The organism is Sphingobacterium sp. WM (assembly GCF_029542465.1).
GTDB lineage: Bacteria > Bacteroidota > Bacteroidia > Sphingobacteriales > Sphingobacteriaceae > Sphingobacterium > Sphingobacterium cellulitidis.
In genome coordinates, this window is the sequence record NZ_CP120709.1 from 814373 (window position 1) to 837296 (window position 22924).

The 22924-nt window shown below is 36.6% G+C and carries 21 protein-coding genes and 1 tRNA gene; 13 read left to right on the forward strand and 9 right to left on the reverse strand.

Going from position 1 to position 22924, the window contains the following annotated elements; genetic code table 11:
- The first annotated feature begins 49 nt into the window (after positions 1-49).
- Positions 50-868, forward strand: a complete 819-nt coding sequence (locus tag PZ892_RS03520) for a DUF1080 domain-containing protein (protein ID WP_094255313.1) — start codon at positions 50-52, stop codon at positions 866-868.
- Positions 868-1977, forward strand: a complete 1110-nt coding sequence (locus tag PZ892_RS03525) for an SGNH/GDSL hydrolase family protein (protein ID WP_182499235.1) — start codon at positions 868-870, stop codon at positions 1975-1977. The genes PZ892_RS03520 and PZ892_RS03525 overlap by 1 nt, the downstream gene beginning before the upstream one ends.
- A 20-nt stretch (positions 1978-1997) precedes the next feature.
- Here the strand turns inward: PZ892_RS03525 and PZ892_RS03530 are convergent, their stop codons facing one another.
- Positions 1998-2699: a YjjG family noncanonical pyrimidine nucleotidase gene (locus PZ892_RS03530; protein WP_182499236.1), complete on the reverse strand. Its 702-nt coding sequence runs from the start codon at positions 2697-2699 to the stop codon at positions 1998-2000.
- Between the two features lie 120 nt (positions 2700-2819).
- On the opposite strand from PZ892_RS03530, the gene PZ892_RS03535 reads away from it, so the two are divergent.
- The 6 genes from PZ892_RS03535 to PZ892_RS03560 all read left to right on the forward strand — a co-directional run bounded on the left by PZ892_RS03535 (position 2820) and on the right by PZ892_RS03560 (position 7146).
- Positions 2820-3695: an ATP-binding protein gene (locus PZ892_RS03535; RefSeq protein WP_094255310.1), complete on the forward strand. Its 876-nt coding sequence runs from the start codon at positions 2820-2822 to the stop codon at positions 3693-3695.
- On the forward strand, positions 3685-4392 hold the full coding sequence (locus PZ892_RS03540) for a response regulator transcription factor (protein ID WP_094255309.1): 708 nt from the start codon (positions 3685-3687) through the stop codon (positions 4390-4392). The genes PZ892_RS03535 and PZ892_RS03540 overlap by 11 nt, the downstream gene beginning before the upstream one ends.
- Positions 4393-4396: 4 nt before the next feature.
- Entirely contained in the window at positions 4397-4912 is a 516-nt protein-coding gene (locus PZ892_RS03545) for a hypothetical protein (protein ID WP_094255308.1), read from the forward strand.
- A gap of 11 nt (positions 4913-4923) precedes the next feature.
- Complete coding sequence (hemE, locus tag PZ892_RS03550) at positions 4924-5949, forward strand: uroporphyrinogen decarboxylase (RefSeq protein ID WP_277712090.1); 1026 nt, start codon at positions 4924-4926, stop codon at positions 5947-5949.
- A gap of 128 nt (positions 5950-6077) precedes the next feature.
- Positions 6078-6629: a CopD family protein gene (locus tag PZ892_RS03555; RefSeq protein ID WP_182499238.1), complete on the forward strand. Its 552-nt coding sequence runs from the start codon at positions 6078-6080 to the stop codon at positions 6627-6629.
- A 10-nt stretch (positions 6630-6639) separates the two neighbouring features.
- Positions 6640-7146: a hypothetical protein gene (locus tag PZ892_RS03560; RefSeq protein WP_182499239.1), complete on the forward strand. Its 507-nt coding sequence runs from the start codon at positions 6640-6642 to the stop codon at positions 7144-7146.
- 11 nt (positions 7147-7157) lie between these two features.
- On the opposite strand, the gene PZ892_RS03565 is transcribed toward PZ892_RS03560, so the two are convergent.
- From PZ892_RS03565 to PZ892_RS03575, 3 genes are all read right to left on the reverse strand, one after another.
- Positions 7158-8591, reverse strand: coding sequence for an NAD-dependent succinate-semialdehyde dehydrogenase (locus tag PZ892_RS03565; protein ID WP_182499240.1), 1434 nt, complete (start codon positions 8589-8591; stop codon positions 7158-7160).
- Between the two features lie 101 nt (positions 8592-8692).
- The gene (locus tag PZ892_RS03570; RefSeq protein WP_094255304.1) at positions 8693-9904 is read right to left on the reverse strand and encodes a bifunctional 3,4-dihydroxy-2-butanone-4-phosphate synthase/GTP cyclohydrolase II; all 1212 of its coding nucleotides are present in this window, start codon (positions 9902-9904) and stop codon (positions 8693-8695) included.
- Positions 9905-10155: 251 nt separating this feature from the next.
- On the reverse strand, positions 10156-11169 hold the full coding sequence (locus PZ892_RS03575; protein WP_182499241.1) for an AraC family transcriptional regulator: 1014 nt from the start codon (positions 11167-11169) through the stop codon (positions 10156-10158).
- A 74-nt stretch (positions 11170-11243) separates the two neighbouring features.
- Between PZ892_RS03575 and PZ892_RS03580 the strand changes: the two genes are divergently transcribed.
- The 3 genes from PZ892_RS03580 (at position 11244) to PZ892_RS03590 (ending at position 17465) form a co-directional block, all read left to right on the forward strand.
- Positions 11244-13715, forward strand: a complete 2472-nt coding sequence (locus PZ892_RS03580; RefSeq protein WP_182499242.1) for a TonB-dependent siderophore receptor — start codon at positions 11244-11246, stop codon at positions 13713-13715.
- Positions 13716-13795: 80 nt separating this feature from the next.
- Positions 13796-14998, forward strand: coding sequence for a PepSY-associated TM helix domain-containing protein (locus PZ892_RS03585; RefSeq protein ID WP_182499243.1), 1203 nt, complete (start codon positions 13796-13798; stop codon positions 14996-14998).
- Positions 14999-15050: 52 nt separating this feature from the next.
- A complete protein-coding gene (locus PZ892_RS03590; protein WP_182499244.1) occupies positions 15051-17465 on the forward strand; it encodes an outer membrane beta-barrel family protein in 2415 nt (804 codons plus the stop codon).
- Positions 17466-17532: 67 nt separating this feature from the next.
- On the opposite strand, the gene PZ892_RS03595 is transcribed toward PZ892_RS03590, so the two are convergent.
- Together PZ892_RS03595 and PZ892_RS03600 are read right to left on the reverse strand one after the other, a co-directional pair.
- Positions 17533-18993: an LptF/LptG family permease gene (locus PZ892_RS03595; protein WP_182499245.1), complete on the reverse strand. Its 1461-nt coding sequence runs from the start codon at positions 18991-18993 to the stop codon at positions 17533-17535.
- A gap of 201 nt (positions 18994-19194) precedes the next feature.
- Entirely contained in the window at positions 19195-19572 is a 378-nt protein-coding gene (locus PZ892_RS03600) for an START-like domain-containing protein (RefSeq protein WP_094255298.1), read from the reverse strand.
- Positions 19573-19899: 327 nt separating this feature from the next.
- On the opposite strand from PZ892_RS03600, the gene PZ892_RS03605 reads away from it, so the two are divergent.
- Together PZ892_RS03605 and PZ892_RS03610 are read left to right on the forward strand one after the other, a co-directional pair.
- Positions 19900-19973: transfer RNA gene (locus PZ892_RS03605), tRNA-Met, on the forward strand.
- Positions 19974-20286: 313 nt separating this feature from the next.
- On the forward strand, positions 20287-20715 hold the full coding sequence (locus tag PZ892_RS03610; RefSeq protein WP_182499246.1) for a hypothetical protein: 429 nt from the start codon (positions 20287-20289) through the stop codon (positions 20713-20715).
- A gap of 363 nt (positions 20716-21078) precedes the next feature.
- Here PZ892_RS03610 and PZ892_RS03615 read toward each other — a convergent pair whose 3' ends face one another.
- The 3 genes from PZ892_RS03615 to PZ892_RS03625 form a co-directional block, all read right to left on the reverse strand.
- Positions 21079-21633, reverse strand: a complete 555-nt coding sequence (locus PZ892_RS03615) for a hypothetical protein (protein ID WP_182499247.1) — start codon at positions 21631-21633, stop codon at positions 21079-21081.
- 61 nt (positions 21634-21694) lie between these two features.
- Positions 21695-22243 carry a hypothetical protein gene (locus tag PZ892_RS03620; protein ID WP_182499248.1) on the reverse strand — a complete coding sequence of 183 codons (549 nt, stop codon included), beginning with the start codon at positions 22241-22243 and terminating at the stop codon, positions 21695-21697.
- A gap of 37 nt (positions 22244-22280) precedes the next feature.
- On the reverse strand, positions 22281-22865 hold the full coding sequence (locus PZ892_RS03625) for a hypothetical protein (RefSeq protein ID WP_277712094.1): 585 nt from the start codon (positions 22863-22865) through the stop codon (positions 22281-22283).
- Positions 22866-22924 lie beyond the last annotated feature (59 nt).

The window sequence follows — 22924 nt, forward strand, 5'->3', positions numbered from 1 at the left end:
TTACGATAAGAATAATTAAATTAGACTTTTACTTAATCAACTTTATACTATGAAAAGAAACTTTATGTATGTATTAGTGGGCGCGATTGGATTGACCGTTGCTTCTTGTGCTACAAAGAATTCAACAGCGTCAAAGGGAGCGGATGTTCCTGCCTATGAAGTACTGAATCTGCCTAAAGTATCCCTAAAAGATTTTAAAAAGAACTCCTCAGGAGCATACGTTTTATTTGATGGATCTTCACTAAATGGCTGGAGAGGCTATGGTAAGGACCATGTTCCGAGCAAATGGGCAATTGATAACGGAACATTGAAATTTTCTAAAGCACCTGCAGGTGTTCAAAACCCTGAAGGTGGCGATTTGATCTTCGCTCATGATTTCAAGAATTTTGAATTGGAATTTGAGTGGAAGATTTCAAAAGCTGGAAATTCAGGAACTTTCTTCTTAGCGAAGGAAATCAAAGATCAACCGATCTATATTTCAAGTCCGGAATTTCAATTATTGGACAATGAGAACCATCCTGATGCGAAAGCAGGGGTTGATGGAAACCGTAAATCATCATCTTTATATGATATGATTCCGGCAAAACCTCAAAATGCATTCCCAGCAGGAGAGTGGAATAGAGCTAAAATTGTGGTAAACAAAGGTAAAGTGACTCATTACCAAAACGATGAAAAAGTTGTTGAGTATGAGTTGTGGACTCCAGAATGGACCCAATTATTGGAAGCTAGTAAATTCAGCAAGGAAAAATGGCCTTTGGCATTTGAATTATTGAATAATGTTGGTGGTAAGACAAAATCAGGTGTGATTGGATTCCAAGATCACGGTGATGATGTTTGGTTAAGAAATATCACTGTAAAAGAATTATAATGTTTATTCTCAATAAATATTGGAAAGAGAGCCTTTTGAGCTCTCTTTTTTGTATCCTTTCGGTCATAGGATATGGTCAAGAAACCAAATGGTACGATGTTTTGGAAGCGAAAGCATTGGAAGGAAGGGTGAAGGCTGTTGAGACAGCGGATGGTTATGCCCGCTTACCCTTAAATTTAAAAGGGGAGGTGCGAGAGCCCGTTTGGAATCTCGGACAGGATGGAGCCGGAGTATATCTTGAATTTAAAACTTCTGCGAAGTCTTTTGTAGTAAGATATCAAGTATCCAAGGGTTTGAATATGCCCCATATGCCAACAACTGGAGTGAGTGGCTTGGATCTATATTCCAAAGCTTCAGATTCGAAGTCCTGGGAATGGATTTATGGAAAATATAATTTCAAAGATACCATCTCCTACACCTATGAGGATTATGGTCAATACCCGAATAATATCTATCGATTGTATCTACCACTTTATAATGCTGTAAAGTGGATGGAAATTGGCGTTTCAGCAAATGAAAAGTTGGAATTTCATCATGCTGACCTCAAACCCATCATTGTTTATGGAACTTCCATTGCGCAAGGAGCATGTGCTTCTAGACCAGGATTGGGATGGACGAATTGGTTAGGTCGAGACTTTGATCAGGAAGTCATCAACTTGGCATTCAGTGGTAATGGACGATTGGAACAGCCAATTCTGGATCTAATCAAGCAAGAAGATGCTGCTGTTTTTATTTTGGATTGTATTCCCAATCTATCAGTTTCTGGAGAAGATGGAGAACGAAAATTGACTGGATTGATTGATAATGCTGTATCAACGATTCGTGCAGTCCATCCTAAGACGCCGATCGTTATTGCTGCACATAGTTCAAGTGAGGTTCCAGCCGTTTTAAACTTGAAAAGCAATGCAGATTATCAAAATCGATCCAGAGTGGCTGAGAAAGCCGTAAAAGCTCTCCAAAAAAATGGAGATAAAAATCTTTATTGGCTTTCTGAGAAAGAAATAGGATTGGATAATAATTCTACGGTTGACTATGCGCATCCCAATGATTATGGGATGGAAAAAATAGCGAAAGCCTATAGTAAGCTTTTGAAAAGAATTTTGAAGTAAAAAAAGTCAGCAGCTTTTTCTTAGAAAAGCTGCTGTAATTCTTTTAGATCTTTGATCATGTGATTGACATCATCGGGTTTCTCCAACTCGAAAGGATTGAAAAAGATCGCTTCAAGACCAGCGTTTTGAGCTCCTCTGACATCCGCATCCAGATTATCCCCAATCATCACAGCTTCTGTTTTATTAGCCTTTCCGTTGTTTAAGGCATGTTGAAAAATCCGGATGTCCGGTTTGTTGATTCCGATAATTTCCGAGATCACAATGGTTTCAAAATAAGGAGCAAGATTACTGTGTTCCAATTTTTTCTCGCAAGCCTCCTTAAATCCATTTGAAATCAGATGTAAGGTATATTTATCCTTAAGATAAGTTAAGGTTTCATGTGCATTTGGAAACAGGTTTTTCTTCGTTGGGCAGATTTCAAGGTATTCTTCTTCAAATGCCAGTGGGAAAAGCTCAGGATCGACCCCCAATTGACTAAATGTATCTGCGAACCTAAGTTTCCTTAAGGTTGGCTTATCAATTTTACCATGGTGATACAGATTCCAAAGTCTATGGTTGTTTTCTGTATACGTGGCGATAAACTGATTGGAGGTTGGGGAATTGAACAAATCGTCAAAGGAATACCTGTAATAAAGTTCATGCAATGTTTCTTCAGCATTTCTATCAAAATCCCAAATGGTATGGTCTAAATCGAAAAATAGATGTTTTTTGTCGTTGAACATGTGCAAATATACGGGCTAATGCTTGCTGTATCAACCGGGAATCTAAGTTTACTGTCATAAAGTTGGGCTAACTTTCTAATAAGGCCGTATTTGAGTACATTTGCGCAGTAATCAACAGATATGAAGAAAGCTTTATTTCTATTTTATTTTCTTGTCTTTTATGCGATTACCCAATTGTTATGGTGGGGCTTTATTTTGGTAAAGTTTGAACCAGACCGCAAGGGGATGATTATTGGTGAAGGACTGATATTCCTATTGATTTTTATTTGGGGTGCTTTAAAGCTTAAGAAATATGTAAAAAGGGAACATGAGATCAGTCAACAGCAACAAAATTTTCTTTTGGCAATCACTCATGAATTGAAATCTCCTTTAGCTTCGGTAAAGCTTTATATTCAGACTATCTTAAAAAGAGATTTAGATCGGGAACAGCAAAAGGTTTTCTTGTCCAATTCATTGAAGGATATTGAACGTCTGGATGATTTAGTGGAGAATATTTTATTGACCACAAAACTAGAGAATAGGGCTTATCAGCTTCCAAAGGAGGCTTTTAATGTTACTGAATTAGTTGAGCAAATTGTTGATCGATTACAGAAGAATGCCTGCAAATCTCAAGTTATTAAATTTGATTTGGAGGAGAATATTGAGTTAAAGGCGGATAAGTTTGCCATCAGCAATGTTATTACGAATCTGATAGAGAATGCGGTTAAGTATTCACCACCTTGTGCTACGGTTTATGTGAAGTTGAAAAAACAGGGAAATAACCTCTTATTTTCGGTAACGGACCATGGTGAAGGAATACCGGATGATGAAAAAAAACTTATCTTTAATAAGTTTTATCGCGTAGGAAGTGAATCGACCCGTAAAACTAAAGGAACTGGTTTGGGTTTATATATTGTTAAGACAGTATTACAAAAACACAATGCTACTATCCGCGTAAAGGATAATACGCCTACAGGTAGCATCTTTGAAGTTATTTTTGAAAATTATGCAAACTAAACAACGAATACTATTAGTTGAAGATGAAGAGCATCTGTTAGAAGCTATCAAGTTAAATTTAGAACTTGAAGGATACCGTGTTACTACGGCTACAGATGGAAAGAAAGCATTAAAAATATTTAAGGAGGAGCGTTTCAATTTAATTATTTTGGACGTTATGATTCCTGAGATTGATGGCTTCCAGGTAGCAGAAACCATTAGGCTTCAGAATTCTGAAGTTCCTATTATGTTTTTGACTGCCAAGAACAGTTCTGAAGATCGTATTACCGGATTGAAAAAAGGTGCCGATGATTATTTGGTAAAACCATTCAATTTGGAAGAATTGATTCTACGCGTGAGCAATCTAATCCGTCGTGGTATGAAAGGGGAAGACTTGAAAGAGTTGAATTCTTATACCATTGGTGATAAAACAATTTATTTTAACTCCTTTGAACTACATCATGCAGATGGTAGCATCACTTCCTTGACGAAGAAAGAGACGATGTTGCTAAAACTGTTGATTGAACGTAGAAATGAGGCTGTTTCCCGTGAGCAAATCTTAGAGACAGTTTGGAATTATGATGTTTATCCTTCAACACGGACCATTGATAATTTTATCCTGACTTTTAGAAAATATTTTGAACCTGATCAAAAACATCCAATTTATTTCCATTCCATTCGTGGTGTTGGATATAAGTTTACAGACAACTCGAACTAAATAGATGACCAATCAAGCTCGAAAAATAGTGATCGCAATTGCGATTGCTTTTCTATTGTATGCCATTTATGCCAAGCATTATAATATTGCGGTTTACATCTTTGGAGGGATTACCTACTTAGTATGGAGCTATTTAAAGGAAGGCAATGTTTATTTGGCTACACAAGCTTTTCACAAACAAGATTACGAGAAAACCAAAAGGTTACTAGCGGATATCAAGAACCCAGATAAGCTTCGAAAAGGGAGAAGGAATTTTTATGAGTTTATGATGGGGAATATCGCCTTGAAGGAAGAGCGGATTGAGGAGGCTGAGTATCATTTTCAGTTAGCATCGCGATTACCATGGCGTAAGGACAATGAGAAGGGGATGGTGTTGATTAATCTGGCGAATATCAATTTAAGGAAACATGATTACGAACGTGTTCAGGCTTATTTAGATTTAGCTGGTAAATTAAGACTAACTGCGAGACAGCAGTCAATAATAGAGAAAATACAAAACGAAGTAAATAAGAATAAGTAGTGGACAAAAATTTGAAGAACGATCTATTGATTCGCGCTGCATTATCGCAGCCTACGGAACGACCTCCAGTATGGATGATGCGTCAAGCAGGAAGATTTATGAAGGAATATTGGGAAATCAAGAACAAATATTCTTTCTTGGAGATGTGCAAAACTCCGGAGATTGCCGCAGATGTTACCATGCTGCCAATAGACCTATTAGGTGTTGATGCAGCTATTTTATTTTCGGATATCTTGGTTACGGCCGAGGCCATGGGGGGAGACCTATCCTTTGAACAAGGTGTTGGTCCGAGATTCTCAAATCCGATAAGAACTGTTCAAGATGCCGAGAATCTATCGGTGGATTGTTTGGATAAACTACAATATGTAGGTGATGCCATTAAGGTTATCCAAGGGCGTTTGGACGGAAAAGTGCCATTGATTGGTTTCGCAGGAGCACCATTTACCATTTTAAGTTATTTGGTAGAAGGTGGATCTTCCAAGGATTTTAAATTGACAAAAACCTTGTTGAACAATCAACCGGAATTGGCGCATTCCATCTTGCAAAAAATTGCTGATGTAACGGTAAACTACATGAACATGCAGATTGAAGCCGGAGTAAATGCACTACAATTGTTCGATAGCTGGGCATTGGCTTTATCATGGAATGATTACCATGAGTTCTCCCATAAATACAACAAATACATTATTTCTAGATTGAACAGAAAAGATATACCTGTAATTTCTTTCTGTAAAGGTAGTTCGGTATTTGCACCAGTTATGGCTGAAGCGCAACCTGATGTTGTATCAGTAGATTGGAATGCAGATTTATTGAATATCAAAAAGTCTTTACCAAGCAATATGGCTGTTCAAGGAAATCTTGATCCATTTGTACTTTATGCAGATAAACCAGTCATCAAGAAAAAGATCTTAGATCTGTTTGAGCGTATGCGTGGTGAGAATGGATTTATCTTTAATCTAGGTCACGGTATCATGCCGGATATTCCTTTTGACAATGTGAAATATGCCGTTGAAACCATTAAGGAATTCAGATACTAAGCATTTAAAATATAAACAAAAGGAGCTGTCACTAAGTGTCAGCTCCTTTCGTTTAAACAGTGAATTCATTACTTGCTCATGTCAGTAATTGCTGATTTAATTTTTATTTTTGAGAATTAATTGAAATTATGGTCTATCTATACGCGAAAGCAATACATATCATTTTTGTAATCTGTTGGATGGCTGGGTTATTCTATATGCCAAGGTTATTTATCTATCACACCGAGGCCAGGAAAAAATCAGCAGTGGAGTATCAGGTATTGCATAAGCAATTTGTGATTATGGAGAATAGGCTATGGTGGGTTATAACGACTCCTTCCATGTATATCGCTGTAATTTCAGCCTTAGTGATGCTACATCTCAATCCGGGACTATTATCTGCGGGTTGGATGCAGGTGAAATTAGGTTTTGTGGCCGCATTAATTGCCTATCATTTTATTTCTCAAAAGATTATGTATCGATTGAGAGATGAAGTTTCCAGCTGGACCTCCACGCAGTTGAGAATGTGGAATGAGGTATCTACCATTATATTGTTTGCTATTGTCTTTTTGGTGATTCTAAAGTCGACCATAGGTTGGGTATTTGGAGTTCTCGGAATTTTTGGATTAGGAATTTTACTCATGATACTTGTCAAACTTTACAAAAAGTACCGTAAAAGTAAGGGTGAACAAGTTGATTAATATTTATGTTATGAAGAGATTACTTTGGATTGTAGGAGTTATTATGCTGCCGTTACTTTCAACAGCTCAGGAACATGATTGGGCATTTGGTTTATATAGCGACTTGAAACTGGACGATCCATCCTATGATGCCAGCTTTGGGGTTCAGGGGAAGTATGATTTTACCAATAGGCAGTCTATACAGGCACAATTTCACGGTCGTGGAGATTTATTAGCAGTTGGAGCTGATTATTTGGTCAGCATCCTGAACAAGGAGAAATCCAATTTCAATGTATTTTTAGGTGCAGGTCTAGGACAGGAATTTTTCACTTATGATTATTCTGTAGATGGCGATAATGAGGAGCCTATGCGTAGAAAAGAGAACTTTACCAAGGTTAATGGACAGGTAGGAATCAGTTATTACTTTCCAACGGTAGATTTATCCCTTTATACGGGTTATAAAGTAAAATATCAGTTCAAGGATGAGGTAACTGAACCCAATTATATCATGTTGGGATTACGATATCATATTTGGTAATGTTTTGGAGGTTAATTCCCTCCAAAACAAATGTATTTTACTTCGATATATTCATCCAATCCGTACTTAGATCCCTCTCGACCTAATCCAGATTGTTTAACTCCACCAAATGGAGCAGAAGCATTTGAGATCAATCCAGTATTCACACCGACCATTCCAGCTTCAAGTTGTTCTGCAACTCGGAAACATTGATTTACATCCTGGCTAAAGAAGTATGCCGCCAATCCAAATGGCGTATCGTTTGCTAATTTAATAGCTTCCTCTTCCGTCTTGAATTTGAATAAAGCACAAACAGGTCCGAAGGTTTCTTCAGAGGCTATCAAACTGTGATTAGGCATATTCGATAATACAGTAGGTTCGTAGAACAAGCCTTTGATTCTTTTACCACCCGTTTCAATTTTTGCCCCTTTATCCAAAGCATCCTGAACATGTTCTTCCACTTTTTCTAGACCTTCAGCATTGATCAATGGACCTACTTGGGAGGTTTTCTTTAACCCATCTCCAACCTGCAACGCTTTTACCGCTGCGCTTAGTTTTTTAGTGAATTCAGCAAAAACATCTTCCTGAACATAGAATCGGTTGATGGATACACAAGTCTGACCGGTATTTCTAAATTTACCTGCAACAGCACCTTCTACAGCTTTATCAATATCAGCATTATTAAAGACCAGGAATGGTGCATTACCACCAAGTTCAAGTGATATTTTTTTAATGGTAGATGCTGCTTGTTCCATTAAGGTTTGTCCAACCGAGGTTGAACCTGTAAAAGATATTTTACGGATTTTATCATTGGTTGCGAGTTCTTTACCAATTCCACGGCTATCTTTCGAAGTGATAACATTCAGTACACCTTTAGGTACCCCCGCCTGATCTGCTAATTTTGCCAATGCAATTGCTGAGAATGGCGTTTGAGATGCAGGTTTCAATACCACGGTACAACCTGCGGCAAGTGCAGGACCTACCTTACGGGTAATCATAGCCAAAGGGAAATTCCAAGGCGTAATAGCAGCAACCACTCCAACGGATTGTTTGATGGTTTGCATTCTGGCATTTCCAGCAAGGGAAGGGATAGTTTCACCATAAGCACGTTTAGCCTCTTCGGCAAACCAGTCAATAAAAGAGTTTGCATAGTCCACCTCAGTGAGTGATTCACGAATTGGTTTGCCACTTTCCAGAGTCATAATCTCTGCCAAATCCTGCTTATGCTCATTGATTAAATTATATAAGTTTCTTAGAATTCTAGAACGCTCAGCAACAGGTGTATTTTTCCAAGAATCCCAAGCTTTATGGGCACTATCAATAAATTTCTTACAATCTTTAACTGTTAAGTCAGGCAGGTTGCCCACGGGTTTTAAAGTTGAAGGATTAATGACTTCAAATGTTTTATCAGATTGGATGAAAGAACCGTTAAAATAAGCCTTTTGAATTAATAAGGGATTTTTCATAGTGATTTTATTATTCCAACAATTAGGAGAGCCGATAGTTTATCGGCGATGTTGGATGTTATTAAAAAAAATGGAGGTCCCAAGACCTCCACTTTGTATTTTTAGAGATTGCTTAGGGTATGACCCATTTTATCTCTTTTAGTTTTCAAGTATTCTTCATTGTACTTGTTAGGTACAATTTCGATAGGCACATTGTCTACTATTTCTAAACCATAGCCGATTAATCCAGCACGTTTTGTTGGATTATTAGACATAAGACGCATTTTCGTTACGCCCATATAGCGAAGGATTTGTGCTCCCACACCATAGTCGCGTAAATCAGGTTTGAAACCTAATTGAAGATTTGCATCCACGGTATCAATTCCAGTTTCCTGAAGTTTATAAGCATGTAGTTTATTCACAAGGCCGATTCCTCTTCCTTCTTGATTCATATAAACAACTATACCTTTACCTTCTTTTTGGATCATCTCCATTGCTTTATGCAATTGAGGTCCACAGTCACAACGGCAAGATCCAAAGATATCACCTGTAACACATGAGCTATGTACTCTGACTAATACAGGTTCATCTTCCGCCCATTCACCCTTATATAAAGCTAAGTGTTGTTCGCCGGTATTTTTTTGGGTAAATGCTTTCATTTTGAAATCACCCCATTCGGTTGGCATATCTACACTTACTTCTTCTTTAATTAAGGTATCGTGTTTTAAGCGATATTCAATCAGATCTTCGATAGAGACGATTTTAAGGTCGAATCTTTCAGCCACTTTGATTAAATCAGGAAGACGAGCCATTTCGCCATCATCTTTCAGGATTTCTACCAATACTCCAGCAGGTTCGAAACCCGCTAAACGTGCTAAATCCACTGAAGCTTCAGTATGTCCAGTTCTACGCAAAACCCCACCATCTTTGGCGATTAAAGGGAAGATGTGACCAGGACGACCTAATTCTTCAGGCTTAATATTAGGGTCAATTAATGCTTTGATTGTTTTCGAGCGGTCCGATGCGGAAATACCAGTGGTACAACCATAGCCTTGCAAGTCAACAGAAACAGTGAAGTTCGTTTCATACACTGCGGTATTGTTGTTCACCATTAAACCAAGGTTTAATTCTCTACAACGCTCTTCAGTCAATGGAGCACATACCAATCCTCTACCATGGGTAGCCATGAAATTAATGATTTCTGGAGTGGCATTACGAGCTGCGGTTACAAAGTCCCCTTCGTTCTCACGGTCTTCATCATCTACTACAATGATAACCTTTCCAGCTTTTATGTCTTCGATTGCTTCTTCAATCGTATTTAATTGAATTTTCATTTGTTTTAAATATTAGTGCAAAGGTAGGGCTTAATAACCATTATTTTATAAGCAAGTTGTCATAAAAACTATCCTCAAGACTCATATTTGGCAAGGATCTCCAATTTGAATTCTTTGAAAGAATAATATTTTGAGTTTACCAAGGAGCACCTATCCGATATGATTTGATGTTTTATTATAATAATTGATTTGTTTGTTATGATAGATGTTTATACAATCATTTTTTAAAAATAAACTATTCCTAACAATACTCAAAATTTAGGTTTTATTTGATTCCTGTACTCACTGGGTTTAATATGATAATATTCAGTATACACTTTGGAGAAGTGATGCGCATATTTAAAACCGGTTAGGAAAGCTATTTCTTTGATTTCGAGGTTTGAATTTGTCAATAATTCATGTGCTTTGCGGAGTTTATTTCTACGAATATAACCGAAGACAGTATCGCCAAATAAGTCCTTAAAAGCATTCTTGAGTTTGAATTCATTGATGGCGAATTTCTTGGTCAAGATTTTAAAGGTCAATTCCTGATGGAAATTTTCATCCAAGAAATACTTGACTTCCAGGATTTGATCGATATCCTTCTGGTTCCATTTAGGATGATTGATACTATTCGTTGCACCTGAGAATACCGTGATCATTAATTCCATTGCTTTGATCCGAATAAACTGCTTGGCAAATTCCGCTTGGTATTGATGATTTAATAATTCATGAATCAGTTGCATTTGCTTCGGATTAATGATGATTGCTTTTTTGCAGAAGGTATAATTCTGTAAAAGGAAATGCTCTTTAAGTTGGAGGTCAGAAAATCCTTGGGTTCTTAATAATTTGAAAAGTTCATTAGGCTCGATGTAAATATCCAGGACTTTTCGAGGACAGTTATAAGTTAGGAAACCATCCGTATGTTCAATCTTGATAAATTGATAATGGTTGGAGGGGATAATAATAAAATCCTGTTGTAGGCTTTCAAAATGTGAATAGCCTTCAATTTCAAACTGGACCTTGATGAGTTGTGAATTATGTTTAACTCTTAATTTGAAAGGTTTTAACAGGTTCCATTCTTGATAACTGACCGAAATGGAATCGTCATTATATTTCATTAAGCGGCCTTCCAGAAATTCATTCTTTACCAATTTTAGATCAAAACCATTGGTTACATGGTTGTTATCCGCCTCGGTTAACAAATCATTTAATTCTTCTTTTCCATATAATTCATGGAGCGTTACTGTTTTGATATTATCCCTTATTTGTTGTTGAATTTCCACGCTATGTTATCGATGCATGTTCAAATGTAATACTTTTGCTCCATTATTTTTAATTAATCTAAATAAGTTTATATATGGTATTTAAGTTAACAGACCATTATATTAAAATCACACTGACTATTTTAATATTATTTTCATTACCAGCATTACTATTAGCACAACAGACAGGAACGATTGAAGGAGAGGTGTTTACCATCGATGGGAAACCATTTTCTTATGCATCCATCCGATTGCGAGACACAAAATTTAATACTTCGGTAAATGAGCAAGGAGAGTACAAATTAACCGCGCCAAAAGGTGAATATATCCTGGAGGTCAGCTATGCGAATTATACAGTTTCAACAGTTGCAGTTAAGGTTCAAGCAGGAGAAACTACAAAATTAGATCGAATCACGGTTCAATCAAAGTCAACACAGTTACGTGAAATCATTGTATCTGATATACAACGGAATAAATTTGCGAGGAAAGAAACGCAGGATATTGCTCGGATGCCCTTGGCGAATTTAGAGAATCCGCAGGCCTATAGCGTCATTACAAAAGACTTGATGATGGAAACATCAGCTACGGATTATATTACGGCAATGGCACAAGTACCAGGGGCGGTCATTGCGAATGGCGTGAATGATAGTGGGCATGGTGTTTTAATGCGTGGATTCTCCAATACTAATCAAGGTGGTTCCAATATGGTACGGAATGGTATGCCTGTTGAATCGAGAGCGGTTTCAGAAATCTTTAACCTGGAAAAAGTTGAAGTGATAAAGGGGCCATCTGCCACCTTGTTTGGAGCTCAATCTTCTTCATATGGTGGTATCATTAATAATGTGACCAAAAAACCTTTTGAATCCTTACGTGGTGAGGTGAGTTTTACGACGGGAAGTTTTGGAATGAACCGAATAACAGCTGATGTGAATACTCCATTGAATACAGACAGGACGGCATTGGGTCGATTCAATGTTTTGGGGATGACCAATAATGGATTTCAGAATGAAGGAAAGACCACAGCTATGGGATTCGCAACAAGCTTATTGTTCAAGGCCAATGGTAAAACAACGGTTCGATTGGATGCCGATGTGTATAATACAACCAAACCCTTGGTTGCCTTTTTAAGAAACACCAATAAGCTTTCCTATTCCAATATGAAGGAATATGGAATGCCATATGATAGGTCATTTACGTCTGATGATATTGCCACCAATCGGACAAACGTGAATATTGGAGCCGAGATTGAGTATCAGATCTCTCAGAATTGGTCTTCAAGGACTTCCTTCCTTTACAATAATACGGGAGATAAGGGTTCTATATTTATGGTTCCCATGATTGTTGATGATAATCGGGTAGAACGCCGCTATCGAATTTTTGATGATTACAGTATGAATTTTACTGCCGTTCAGCAGAATTTCAATGGTTCTTATAATATAGGTTCGGTCAGTAATAAAGTCTTGATTGGTGCTGATGCAACGTTCTTCAAAGACAAGAATTTATATATGGTTCCTTACTTTGCGATTTATGATACGGTGAGTGTTAAGGATCAATATTGGAAGCCCTTGACCAAAGCAGAGGTCGATGCTTCAAGGCCAAAGCGTAGTTATGGCGATGGCTTGGATGAGAGCAATTATCGCGTGATCAGTGGTTATATTTCCAATGTGACTAATATTTCAGATCGCTTATTTGTGATGTTAAGTGCTCGTGTAAATGCATTTCGCCAGAACGATTTGACAGCCTATAATCCAGGGCAGCCACAGGTTGTCAATGAACAAGGGAAAGTGGAGCAAAAAGCAACAGAACCATCCTTTGAAGTAGAAGAAGGGTATTCACAAGTGAATGTATCCCCGAAGTTCGGCATTGTATTTCAGCCAATAAAAGATAAGGTTTCAGTATTTGCCAACTACATGAATAGTTTTTCAAATATTGGTGCCTCCCAAGGATTGTCCAATCCGAGTGATCCAGAATCAGATCCTATATTAAAACAATGGAAACCCGAACAAGCCAACCAGATTGAAGTTGGTTCCAAATTGGAATTGTTTGATGGTCTTCTAAATGCCTCCGTGAGTTATTACAACATTACAGTTAAAGATAAGTTAAGGTCGATTATTCCAGGAGTGAGTGTTCAGGACGGAGAACTGACCAGTAAAGGAGTAGAGGTAGATGTGATAGCAAGTCCGGTTCGGGGATGGAATATTATTGCTGGCTATGGATACAACGATAGCAAGTATGTTATTGCTGCAGAGAATCAAGTTGGCAAGCGAGATGCATGGAGCCCGAAGCATGTGGCGAATTTTTGGACCTCCTATAAGTTTTTAGACAATGGAGTCAAAGGATTGGGATTTGGAGCAGGGCTGAACTATGTAGGCGATGTCTTGATGAATATGCAAGATGATTTTTATGTGCCACAATATACTGTAATAAATGCGACCACATTTTATGACCAACCAAAATATCGTGTTGGGTTAAAATTCAACAATATCGCTAATATAAAATACTGGGATGTGTATGGGAAACCCCAAAGACCATTTGAGTTTTTAGCAAGTCTTTCTTTCAAATTCTAATTTGATTTTTCTAATGCTAAGCTACTGCAGGATTTATTCTGCGGTAGCTACTTTTTAAAACCAAAAGATAACATACCACGATGCAAAACTTTGATTTGAAAACAAAACCAAGGCTCAAGCCGACCCTTGAAGATGAAGGGAGAAAATCTTCTGGACCTTCGAAGAAAAAAGGCAAAAGTTGGTTTACAAAGATAAACGCTTGGCTACATCTGTGGCCATCCATTGTTTCCGGATTAATTGTGGTGTTTGTCTGTTTGACGGGCACCATCATTGTTTATTGCGATGAGATAATAGACTTTACAGCAGGGGATGCCCGATATGTGGAAGTCGGAAAAGAGAGAGCCACTGCCGAACAGATGATTAATGCTATTCATGAGGTAGATCCTAAATTGAGGCTATCCCAAATGGTTTTCTTCAATGATCCGAATCGATCCGTCAGAGTGCGTGCATTTCATGATGATAGCAAGAAATTAAACTTTATTTATCTCAATCCTTATACGGCTGAAGTACTCAAGGTGGACTATACTGGGCATTTCTTTTATGTGATGGCTCATTTGCATTCAAACTTGCTGAATAGAACTTATGGCGGTTGGGTAGTTTTGGTCTCCACGGTCATTTTCTTTATCAGTTGTATTACGGGCTTGATTTTATGGTGGCCGAAACGATGGACCAAGAAGACCAGACAAGACAGTTTTACCATCAAGTGGAAGGCAAGGTTCAAACGTCTAAACTACGATTTACATAATGTGTATGGGTTTTATTCCTTGCTATTATGTTTCATTTTAAGTGCAACAGGTATTATTATCTTTTTCCATTCCTTGGGAGATTTGATTATTAAATCATTTGGGGGCTCCGCGGAACATATGGAAGAGACTTTACCAAAAGTACAGGAAGAAAAGACCTCGCTAGACTTTGCACAGTTTGCTTATCAATCCTTGGACAAAAATCCTGAACAGAAGAATGCTTCGATATGGGTTTATAATCTCGAAGAAGTCGGAGCCTATGTATTTCAGATGGGTGTTTCGGGATTGAAAAGTACAGAGCATTTAGACATGGAGATTTATGATCGATATAGTGGTGAAGCACTTCATGTTGAGCAGCCATATGAAGTACACGAAAAGGTGGAGAATTATATCTGGCAACTACATATGGGGCAATGGTGGGGCCAGTTTGGGAAACTATCCACTTTTATTGCGGGAATAATAGCGACCTCCTTGCCGATAACCGGATTTCTGATTTGGTGGGGTCGAAGAAAGAAGAAAAAGAAAGTATCAAGAGCTTAAGATATCATACCTATGAAAGCAACAATAAATCATTTCATTTTAATCTATTTACATGCAGTTACAATTCAAATTATGCAGCATTTTTCTGTTGTTTTCTATCATTGTCCAAGCTCAGAACCAGGTTCAGGGTATTGTGCAAAATGATATTGGCGAACCTATTCATCAAGTTAGTGTACAATTAAAATCGATACATACTGAATTTCAAAAATCAACATCCAGCAATCAAGTAGGTAAGTTTAACATAGATGTTCCCGATGGCGAATACGATATCCATATTTCACATTTAGCTCATTCAACTTATAGAAAATCAGGATTGAAGGTTGGTTCGAGTGGCATTAACCTCGGCTCTATTACCCTATTGCCCCAAGCTCAAACCTTGGAGGAAATTGAGATCAAAGGTGAAAGGAGGCTTATTGAACGCTTCTCGGATCGAATGGTGATCAATGTTGAAAAAAGTATCCTTGCGGATGGTATGACGGCATTAGAGATTCTACAAAGAGCGCCAGCAGTCAAGGTGGATGATGATGGGAATATCAGTATGCGGGGCAAATCCGATGTTGCTATCATGATCAATGGTAAGTTATCTTATCTATCTCCAAAAGACTTAGCGACCTTGTTGAAAGGAACTTCCTCATCCTCCATTAAAAGTGTTGAACTCATTACGAATCCTTCCGCCAAATATGATGCACAAGGATTGGGCGGGATGATTAACATCGTCATGAAAAATGAGAAGAAATCAGGGTTCAATCTTTCTGTCAATAGTTATGGTGGAGCCGGTCGGAAAGCCAGATACGGTGGAGGATTTACATTAAATAGTCAAAGAAACAGTTGGAACTTTTTAGTTGGCTATGATAAAGGTTATCGGGGGGAACGCGAGTATCGCACCTTTAATCGTTTTTTTGAAAAAAACGCCAATGAGACGTTTCCACGGAAATCCATTCAATATTCGGATACCGATGAACCCTTGGAAACCAATAATGCCAAAGTCGGGATTGATTATCAAGCCACAGAAAAACTAAGTTTGGGAATTGGTTGGACTGGGAGTTTTGGAACCTATAAGAATTTCAACCAAGGATATAATAATATACTGTTCAGTAACGATGAGTTAATATCGAATTCATTGACTAATAATAGTAATGTGAGCCGTTGGAATACCCAGACCGTTATGGGGAATGTGCAACAAAAGATTGGAGACAAGGGTAGTGTCTTATCTGCGGATTTTGAATACCTGTATGGAGATTATCAATCGGATCAGAATTTAATCTCTGATTTTCAAAAGACCGGTTTTCAAGAAGCATTCGAGTCGAGACGAAAAAATCGAACACCTTCGGTAAGTAAATTATATGTTGGAAAAATTGATTACCTCCAACATATCAATGACCATCAGCGGTTAGAAGTTGGGTGGAAGAGTAGTTTTGTGAATGCGGATAATAATGCGATCAATGATACTCTTCGGGTAGGAGATTGGGTTCGCGACAAGACCACCAGTAACCATTTTCTCTATGAGGAGCATATTCATGCGGGCTATTTAAATTATCATTTAGAATTTAACGATTGGAATATTACGGCAGGACTACGTGCTGAGAACACATTTTCATTGGGCAAGCAATTGACCAGTCAAAAACAACAAGAAAGAACCTATACCAATTGGTTTCCAAGTGCGGCAATCAGTAAGAAAATAAATGATAAGCACCAGGTTCAGTTTTCATATAGCAAGCGGATAAACAGGCCTGATTATGATGACCTGAATCCATTCCGATACTATGTGGATGCTTTTGTTTTTTATGAAGGTAATCCATTATTGCAACCTGAGATGGCCAATGCATTTGAATTTAATTATAGTTTCGGAAAGAACTTACATGCCTCCTTTTATTATACCAGTGTGAAGGATGTCATGACCAGTGTGTTGACTCAAATTCCGGAGCAGAATGTTACCATTCGTTCAATTTCAAATATTGAGGGATTCAGAAATAAGGGGGTCAATTTGAATCATTCCTATAGTCCATTAAGTTTTTGGACCAGTATCAATAATGCCAATGTCTTTGAGAATCATTTCTTTGGGGAGTTCAATAAAGAGTCTATCAATAATAGATCTTGGTCCTATTCCCTACAATCGAATAATATTTTCAAATTACCGAAGAAATGGTCTATTGAGTTAAATGGACAGTATAATTCAGCGGAATCGGATGGTGTATTTCGTCGAAAAGGCTTTGGTTTTGTTTCATCCGGGCTGATGAAGAATGTTTGGAACGACAAGATTTCATTGAAATTTGCGGTGAATGACATTTTTAAAACGATGACTTATCGAACCGAATCGCATGCTTCGGGAGTTAGGATGAATCAGAATTTTGATTTAGACTCGCGGACTTTTATATTTTCTGCAAGCATCAAATTGGGAAAAGATTTCAACGGCAAGGAGAGACGGAAGGAGAGTGAGGAGCAGAATAGGCTCAGAAGTGGGAGTTAAACTTGGTAAACGAAAAAAGGGCTTCTAAGATGAAGCCCTTTTCTATTTACAATGTAATTATATTATACTAAGAAGGTCTTTTGAGTTCTTTCTTTTTGACAAAGAAGCCTACAATTTTATTCCAGATTGCTTGGGCTTTCATTTTGTATTGGTCGGCATCAAATAATGCGGAGTCCGAGGTTGACTTATAGGTCAAGAAAATAGCCAGCGGGGTGAGGACAATGATTGCCATCCACATTCCCAACATTGGAGTTAAGCTGGCGTCTTTGGCAGCTTTTTCCGCCAAGGTCGCAATAACATGATAGATCAGGAAGAATATAATCGCCATTACTACGGGTAGTCCCAGACCACCTTTACGGATAATGGCACCAAGTGGAGCCCCAATACCAAAGAGCAACAGACAGGATACGGCTAGGGTAAATTTCCTATGCCATTCAATGTCATAGCGTATATCTTTTTCCGCATAGGGCATAAATTCAGCCTCGCGGTTGGCCGCCATGTCCTTTATCTGCCGAGCCTGATTCAGACCATTGTTAATCGCCATCCTCAGCTGCCCATTTTTTTCAAGATCAGGCATGCTGACCTTCGAATTAGTTTTCTTAGGGCCATTTTCCCGATAATATTGGGAGTAATAATTGACATAACGTTTGGCCTCCAAAGAATTGATCCGTTGCAAACTATCGATGGAAATTTTATTGGAGTCAGAATATAGCTTTAACTGTTTCAGGTTCAGCATCTGATGATGAGAACGAAATAGGTCCTGATCTGTTCTATTCATCTGGAAACTTCCCATGTCGAACTTGGTAGTCGTTTCTTTAAATCTAAAGCGTGTAAATTGCTGACGAGGGTCATACCTTTTGGCATTCTCCACCCGAGCATCTTCGTATCTTACACCGTCTTTTAATTCTAGAACCATATAGTTATTATCCGGAGAGTTCTGAATAAATCCTTCCTTGGCAAAGGTGACATTTGTTGCAGTACCACCAGAAGGATGTTCATAAATCATCAAATCCTTCAAAGTAGTCCCATCTTCGCTCTTGCCTTTTGCACGAATAGAATAGCCTGGGATAGTATTATTAAAAACACCGGGTTTAATAAAGAAATCGGCTTTTTTCTTACGTACATCGTACAGTAAAGAGCCCATTTTCAAGTTAACCACCGGCAGAATATAATCGGAGAAGAAAAATGAACCAGCACTGAATAAGCCTACCACAACAAATAATGGGGTCATTGCCTTACGTAGGGATACTCCTGCAGCTTTAATAGCGACCAATTCATAGCTTTCACCCAAGTTTCCAAAGGTCATGATCGAGGAAAGCAACATGGATAGTGGGAGAGCCATTGAAAGCTGTACAGCACATTGGTAGCCCAATAATTCCAAAATTACATACCATTGAAACCCTTTCCCAATCAGGTCATCGATGTACTTGAATAAAAACAGCATCAATAGTACAAACATGACAATAAAGAAAGTCACCAAGAAGGGCTTAATAAATGCTTGTAATATGAGTAAGTTTACTTTTTTCATGTAATTTTCAAATCACCATTTGAATCTATCCTCCATGGAGGATATGGTCTAGCTGCAAAGATACAATTTTTGCGTTCTCAAAAATGTTAGAAAAAAGTTAATGTGCTTGAAAATATTGGTTTAATAGTTTGGTGTTTACTGTTGGCTTAGGAATACAAATTGGCCTTCAAGTTTAATTGAAGGCCTACAATTATCTTATTCTTAAGCTCCAATCACCCTTTGCAGGTAACCTATGGAGTTATTCCAAATTAATTTTCTATCATCCAGATTATCTTCCTTAACATAGTCAGTTACGCTTAGTGCTACATCATTTGTCAATTCATCCTGAATGATTTCGATTTCAAAGAAATACGGTTCATCATCCAACCATTTGAATTTCACGCTTTTGTTTTCTTTTGTAGCCACAAGTTTTGCACGATGAGATTCATTATCCCAGATAAATTCATAGATACCATCATGAAAATTCACATCGTCTGCGAACCATTGAGCAAGCTCATTAGGTTCCTGAAGGTAAGGGAAGAGGATTCTAGGAGAAGAATTTAATACATATTCTAAATTTAATTTAATCTTTTCTGCCATTTGATATGTATAAGTAGATCTATAATATTTTTGTTAGTAATCAATAAGTAGCAAATTCTGCTACTTTTTGTAAGTATAATGAATAAATCCAATATTCAAAAAAATCTATTTAAAATCTTTTATTCACAAAAAGGGCATTATTAACAGTTTGAAAGGGAGTAGAAAGGGATTATTCTTAAAAATTCCTTAAAATTCTTAGAGGATCTATCTTTTTGAGTATAAATAGATTGTAAGGAATAAATGTTTAATTGGCTGTATACGCACTAAAATTGTATAAAATTTTCTTTGATAATTATTCCTTATTGCTATCTTTGCATACCGAAAAACGGCGGGGTAGCTCAGATGGTTAGAGCGCAGGATTCATAACCCTGAGGTCGGCAGTTCGATCCTGCTCCCCGCTACTGGAAAAAAGCTCAGCTTACGCTGAGCTTTTTTAGTATTTAGTAGTTGGTATTTAGTATTTAGACTTCCTGCAGCCGTGCCTGAGGGGATGAGACTTTCTATTCGAGGATTCCTATTTTTTTAAATCCTTCTAATCATGTACATGAATTCATATATTAGTATGTTGTTAACACATTGTTGGCCAGTTTATTGATGGCTAAAAAATCGTAATTTCTAAAGGAATGCAGTGTATCGGAATACTGACATTGATGATGTTAACAAAAGTACATGGGTAGTGGAGATTGATAAAGGGCAATTTTAAACGGATGAGCTATGAAAGGTTTTATTTTTTTGATTACAATCATCATAACATTATGTTCCTGTGAGCGTAATGATATTGAAATTAACAATTCTAGCATTATTGGCGAATGGAAACTAATCCAAAGAGAACAATTCGGAATAAATTCTGAAGGACATTATGAATTGTTTACAACTGATTACCGTTCAGAAAATGTGATATATAATTTCCAAAAAAACAATTTGTTAAAAATTAGCGGCGGTGAAAAGATAGGATATAGTAATGGTGAATTTCCATACGAATTCAAAAAAGATTATTTAAGTGGTTTTCCTTCGGCTGAGGAAACTAAAATTAACCTTGTTGTTATGCATGGTTCAAAATGGGTTTTTAATTCTTCAGGATCTCAAATTACTTTGGATAATTCTTACGTTGATGGCGCAAAACTCACTTTTGAAAAGAAATAAAAGTAATTTACAACCCTAAAAAATAAAATCAGTTTTTGTATTCTTTTCTAGTTCAAATTTTATTTTTCTAATAAAAGAGAAAGCACTATTTATTCTTTCTAAAAATTTTTTTAACTCATCAAAATTAAAGACATCTGTCCATTTTATAAAAAGGCTTCAACTGGTCCATTACTAATAGTCCCTGTGATTTGGCCTTTACAGTAATCTATATGATTAATTAATTTACTAAAGGTTTTCTTAATAGTTGTTCTCTAATAATAAGATAATTGAAATATCTGCAATGGTATATATTAGGTAAATTGATAAGACTTAAGTTTTATAATTCGGTGGTTGTCAAATAGCTGATTATATGAATGGAGATCTTTATTTGCTTTCGAATTGTTCAATTCTCTTCTGCATTGTTTTTTCTGTTTGAAGAATATCTTTTAAAATCAATTCTAAGGTTAATTTAGAATTCTTATCCACCGCATGTATGTTTGAATAGAGAAAGCTCATTAAAAAATCACTTTTTTTATTAAGTGTTGCTTTTTCATCTTCAATGTTGGAGAGTAAGGTTATTTTATCGTAATCAATTAAATCAATTTTGGAACTTGAAACAGATTTCCAAGCATTTGTCTTAATTTGGGGAATATTTATTCCATTAGATTTATTTACAACATCCATAATGGAGATGTTTTTATTATTAGAATATAATCCAAGGGAATCAATTAGGGATTCATGTTGCGGGATAATTGTCTTAATATCTTCCTTTGAATCTTTAAGTTCACTATTTATCGTTAAAAGTACTTGGTTTATGTAATTTTTATCCTTTCTGTCTGTATTCCAGTTGTCAATAAATAATGCTATTAATATTCCAGCAATTACTGGAATTATTTCTTTTAAAAAATGAATACTATAATCCTTAATTTGTTTTTTCATTAATGAAGATTTATGGTTGTCAAATTAAACAAATAATATTTAATTCCCTTCTTGGTTCATATTATGGCTTACAAGGAATTTGATAACTATCATTAAATTTTATCGTTGTATCTCTATATAAAAATTTTATTGCATGATGGTTGTTGTATCTGGATCTAATTCTAAAAGTATTTTCTGATAGAACTTTTTGATAAAATTTCCCAAAATCTTGTTGTGTTATTTTTGTTTGACCATAGACATAAGAGTAAATTTTATTAAGTTTTCCAGAACCATTTATTGAAAATGTCATTTTAATATATTCTCCATCAGTTTTCAAAGTAGAATAATTACTAAAGAGAAGAAGAAGATTGTTATAATCATACGAATTTTTAAATTCCATGGTAGGTAAAATTTCCTCAACTGGTGTACCATTAATATTTGATGGATTACTACCTAAATTTGGAGCATTTTGAACAGAAATAAATAGTTCATCTGCATTAAGTGGAGAAATTGATACTTTAAAAATGGTACCATTATAAGAAAAAGTTCCAGGTCTGACTAAATCCTGGCTTTTGCAGAATATAGTGGTCAGTAAAAGCAGAAATGTAAACATTAATTTAATTTCATTCATAATTCATGATAGGCTTACGAGGAATTTGATAACCTGATTACTTCTGACTAATAATCTCTTTTAATTTCTCAGGATTATTTTCATACGCTGCAATTTCTCCGATATGATCTTCTATAAACGATATAAATATTGGGTTGACCTCCAGGTTTTTATTTTCCTTTTTGGCTTTGATATTTTTGTAGATGTAGATTGGTGTTTTAACTAATCCAAATGGTAATCCCCACCAGCCTAATAGACTCGTCATTAAAATAGCTTGATTATTTTTTTTGTCTAAGCAAGATGGGCATCCAATTATAGGTTTATTTTCAGTTGCTGTAAAAAAGACAAAGCTTTTTACGGTGTGGACGCTGGAAGCCATTAACTTTTCGGTGGTACTGCCGCAAATAGGACAAGGCAAATTTCTTAAGATTTGCGCATAATATAATAATTCTTCTATAGTGTATTCCTTATTCTGTGCTAACAGCCCTTGATAAATATTGGGGTCAAGATTTCGTTTTTTGATTTCTTGCTCAATAATGTCATATACCTCAGGAAGTAGCCCCGTTGCATTTGTAGTGGCTACTCTAATGAGTTCATTGTCCGACATTTTTTCATAATTCGCTGCTATTGCTTTTAAGTCCATGTTTATTAGTTTGGGAAATGCTTGTTCTGCATTGTGATAATAGGCCTAAAAGTAGATTA

What these genes read in the sequence shown, in the direction of transcription:
- PZ892_RS03585 (WP_182499243.1), top strand. Translation starts at nt 13,796, where the DNA reads ATGCAAAACTTTGATTTGAAAACAAAACCAAGGCTCAAGCCGACCCTT.
- PZ892_RS03535 (WP_094255310.1), top strand. Translation starts at nt 2,820, where the DNA reads ATGAAGAAAGCTTTATTTCTATTTTATTTTCTTGTCTTTTATGCGATT.
- PZ892_RS03620 (WP_182499248.1), bottom strand. Translation starts at nt 22,243, where the DNA reads ATGAATGAAATTAAATTAATGTTTACATTTCTGCTTTTACTGACCACT.
- PZ892_RS03555 (WP_182499238.1), top strand. Translation starts at nt 6,078, where the DNA reads ATGGTCTATCTATACGCGAAAGCAATACATATCATTTTTGTAATCTGT.
- PZ892_RS03590 (WP_182499244.1), top strand. Translation starts at nt 15,051, where the DNA reads ATGCAGTTACAATTCAAATTATGCAGCATTTTTCTGTTGTTTTCTATC.
- PZ892_RS03600 (WP_094255298.1), bottom strand. Translation starts at nt 19,572, where the DNA reads ATGGCAGAAAAGATTAAATTAAATTTAGAATATGTATTAAATTCTTCT.
- PZ892_RS03570 (WP_094255304.1), bottom strand. Translation starts at nt 9,904, where the DNA reads ATGAAAATTCAATTAAATACGATTGAAGAAGCAATCGAAGACATAAAA.
- PZ892_RS03610 (WP_182499246.1), top strand. Translation starts at nt 20,287, where the DNA reads ATGAAAGGTTTTATTTTTTTGATTACAATCATCATAACATTATGTTCC.
- PZ892_RS03530 (WP_182499236.1), bottom strand. Translation starts at nt 2,699, where the DNA reads ATGTTCAACGACAAAAAACATCTATTTTTCGATTTAGACCATACCATT.
- PZ892_RS03540 (WP_094255309.1), top strand. Translation starts at nt 3,685, where the DNA reads ATGCAAACTAAACAACGAATACTATTAGTTGAAGATGAAGAGCATCTG.
- PZ892_RS03545 (WP_094255308.1), top strand. Translation starts at nt 4,397, where the DNA reads ATGACCAATCAAGCTCGAAAAATAGTGATCGCAATTGCGATTGCTTTT.
- PZ892_RS03520 (WP_094255313.1), top strand. Translation starts at nt 50, where the DNA reads ATGAAAAGAAACTTTATGTATGTATTAGTGGGCGCGATTGGATTGACC.
- PZ892_RS03525 (WP_182499235.1), top strand. Translation starts at nt 868, where the DNA reads ATGTTTATTCTCAATAAATATTGGAAAGAGAGCCTTTTGAGCTCTCTT.
- PZ892_RS03615 (WP_182499247.1), bottom strand. Translation starts at nt 21,633, where the DNA reads ATGAAAAAACAAATTAAGGATTATAGTATTCATTTTTTAAAAGAAATA.
- PZ892_RS03560 (WP_182499239.1), top strand. Translation starts at nt 6,640, where the DNA reads ATGAAGAGATTACTTTGGATTGTAGGAGTTATTATGCTGCCGTTACTT.
- PZ892_RS03580 (WP_182499242.1), top strand. Translation starts at nt 11,244, where the DNA reads ATGGTATTTAAGTTAACAGACCATTATATTAAAATCACACTGACTATT.
- PZ892_RS03565 (WP_182499240.1), bottom strand. Translation starts at nt 8,591, where the DNA reads ATGAAAAATCCCTTATTAATTCAAAAGGCTTATTTTAACGGTTCTTTC.
- PZ892_RS03625 (WP_277712094.1), bottom strand. Translation starts at nt 22,865, where the DNA reads ATGGACTTAAAAGCAATAGCAGCGAATTATGAAAAAATGTCGGACAAT.
- PZ892_RS03595 (WP_182499245.1), bottom strand. Translation starts at nt 18,993, where the DNA reads ATGAAAAAAGTAAACTTACTCATATTACAAGCATTTATTAAGCCCTTC.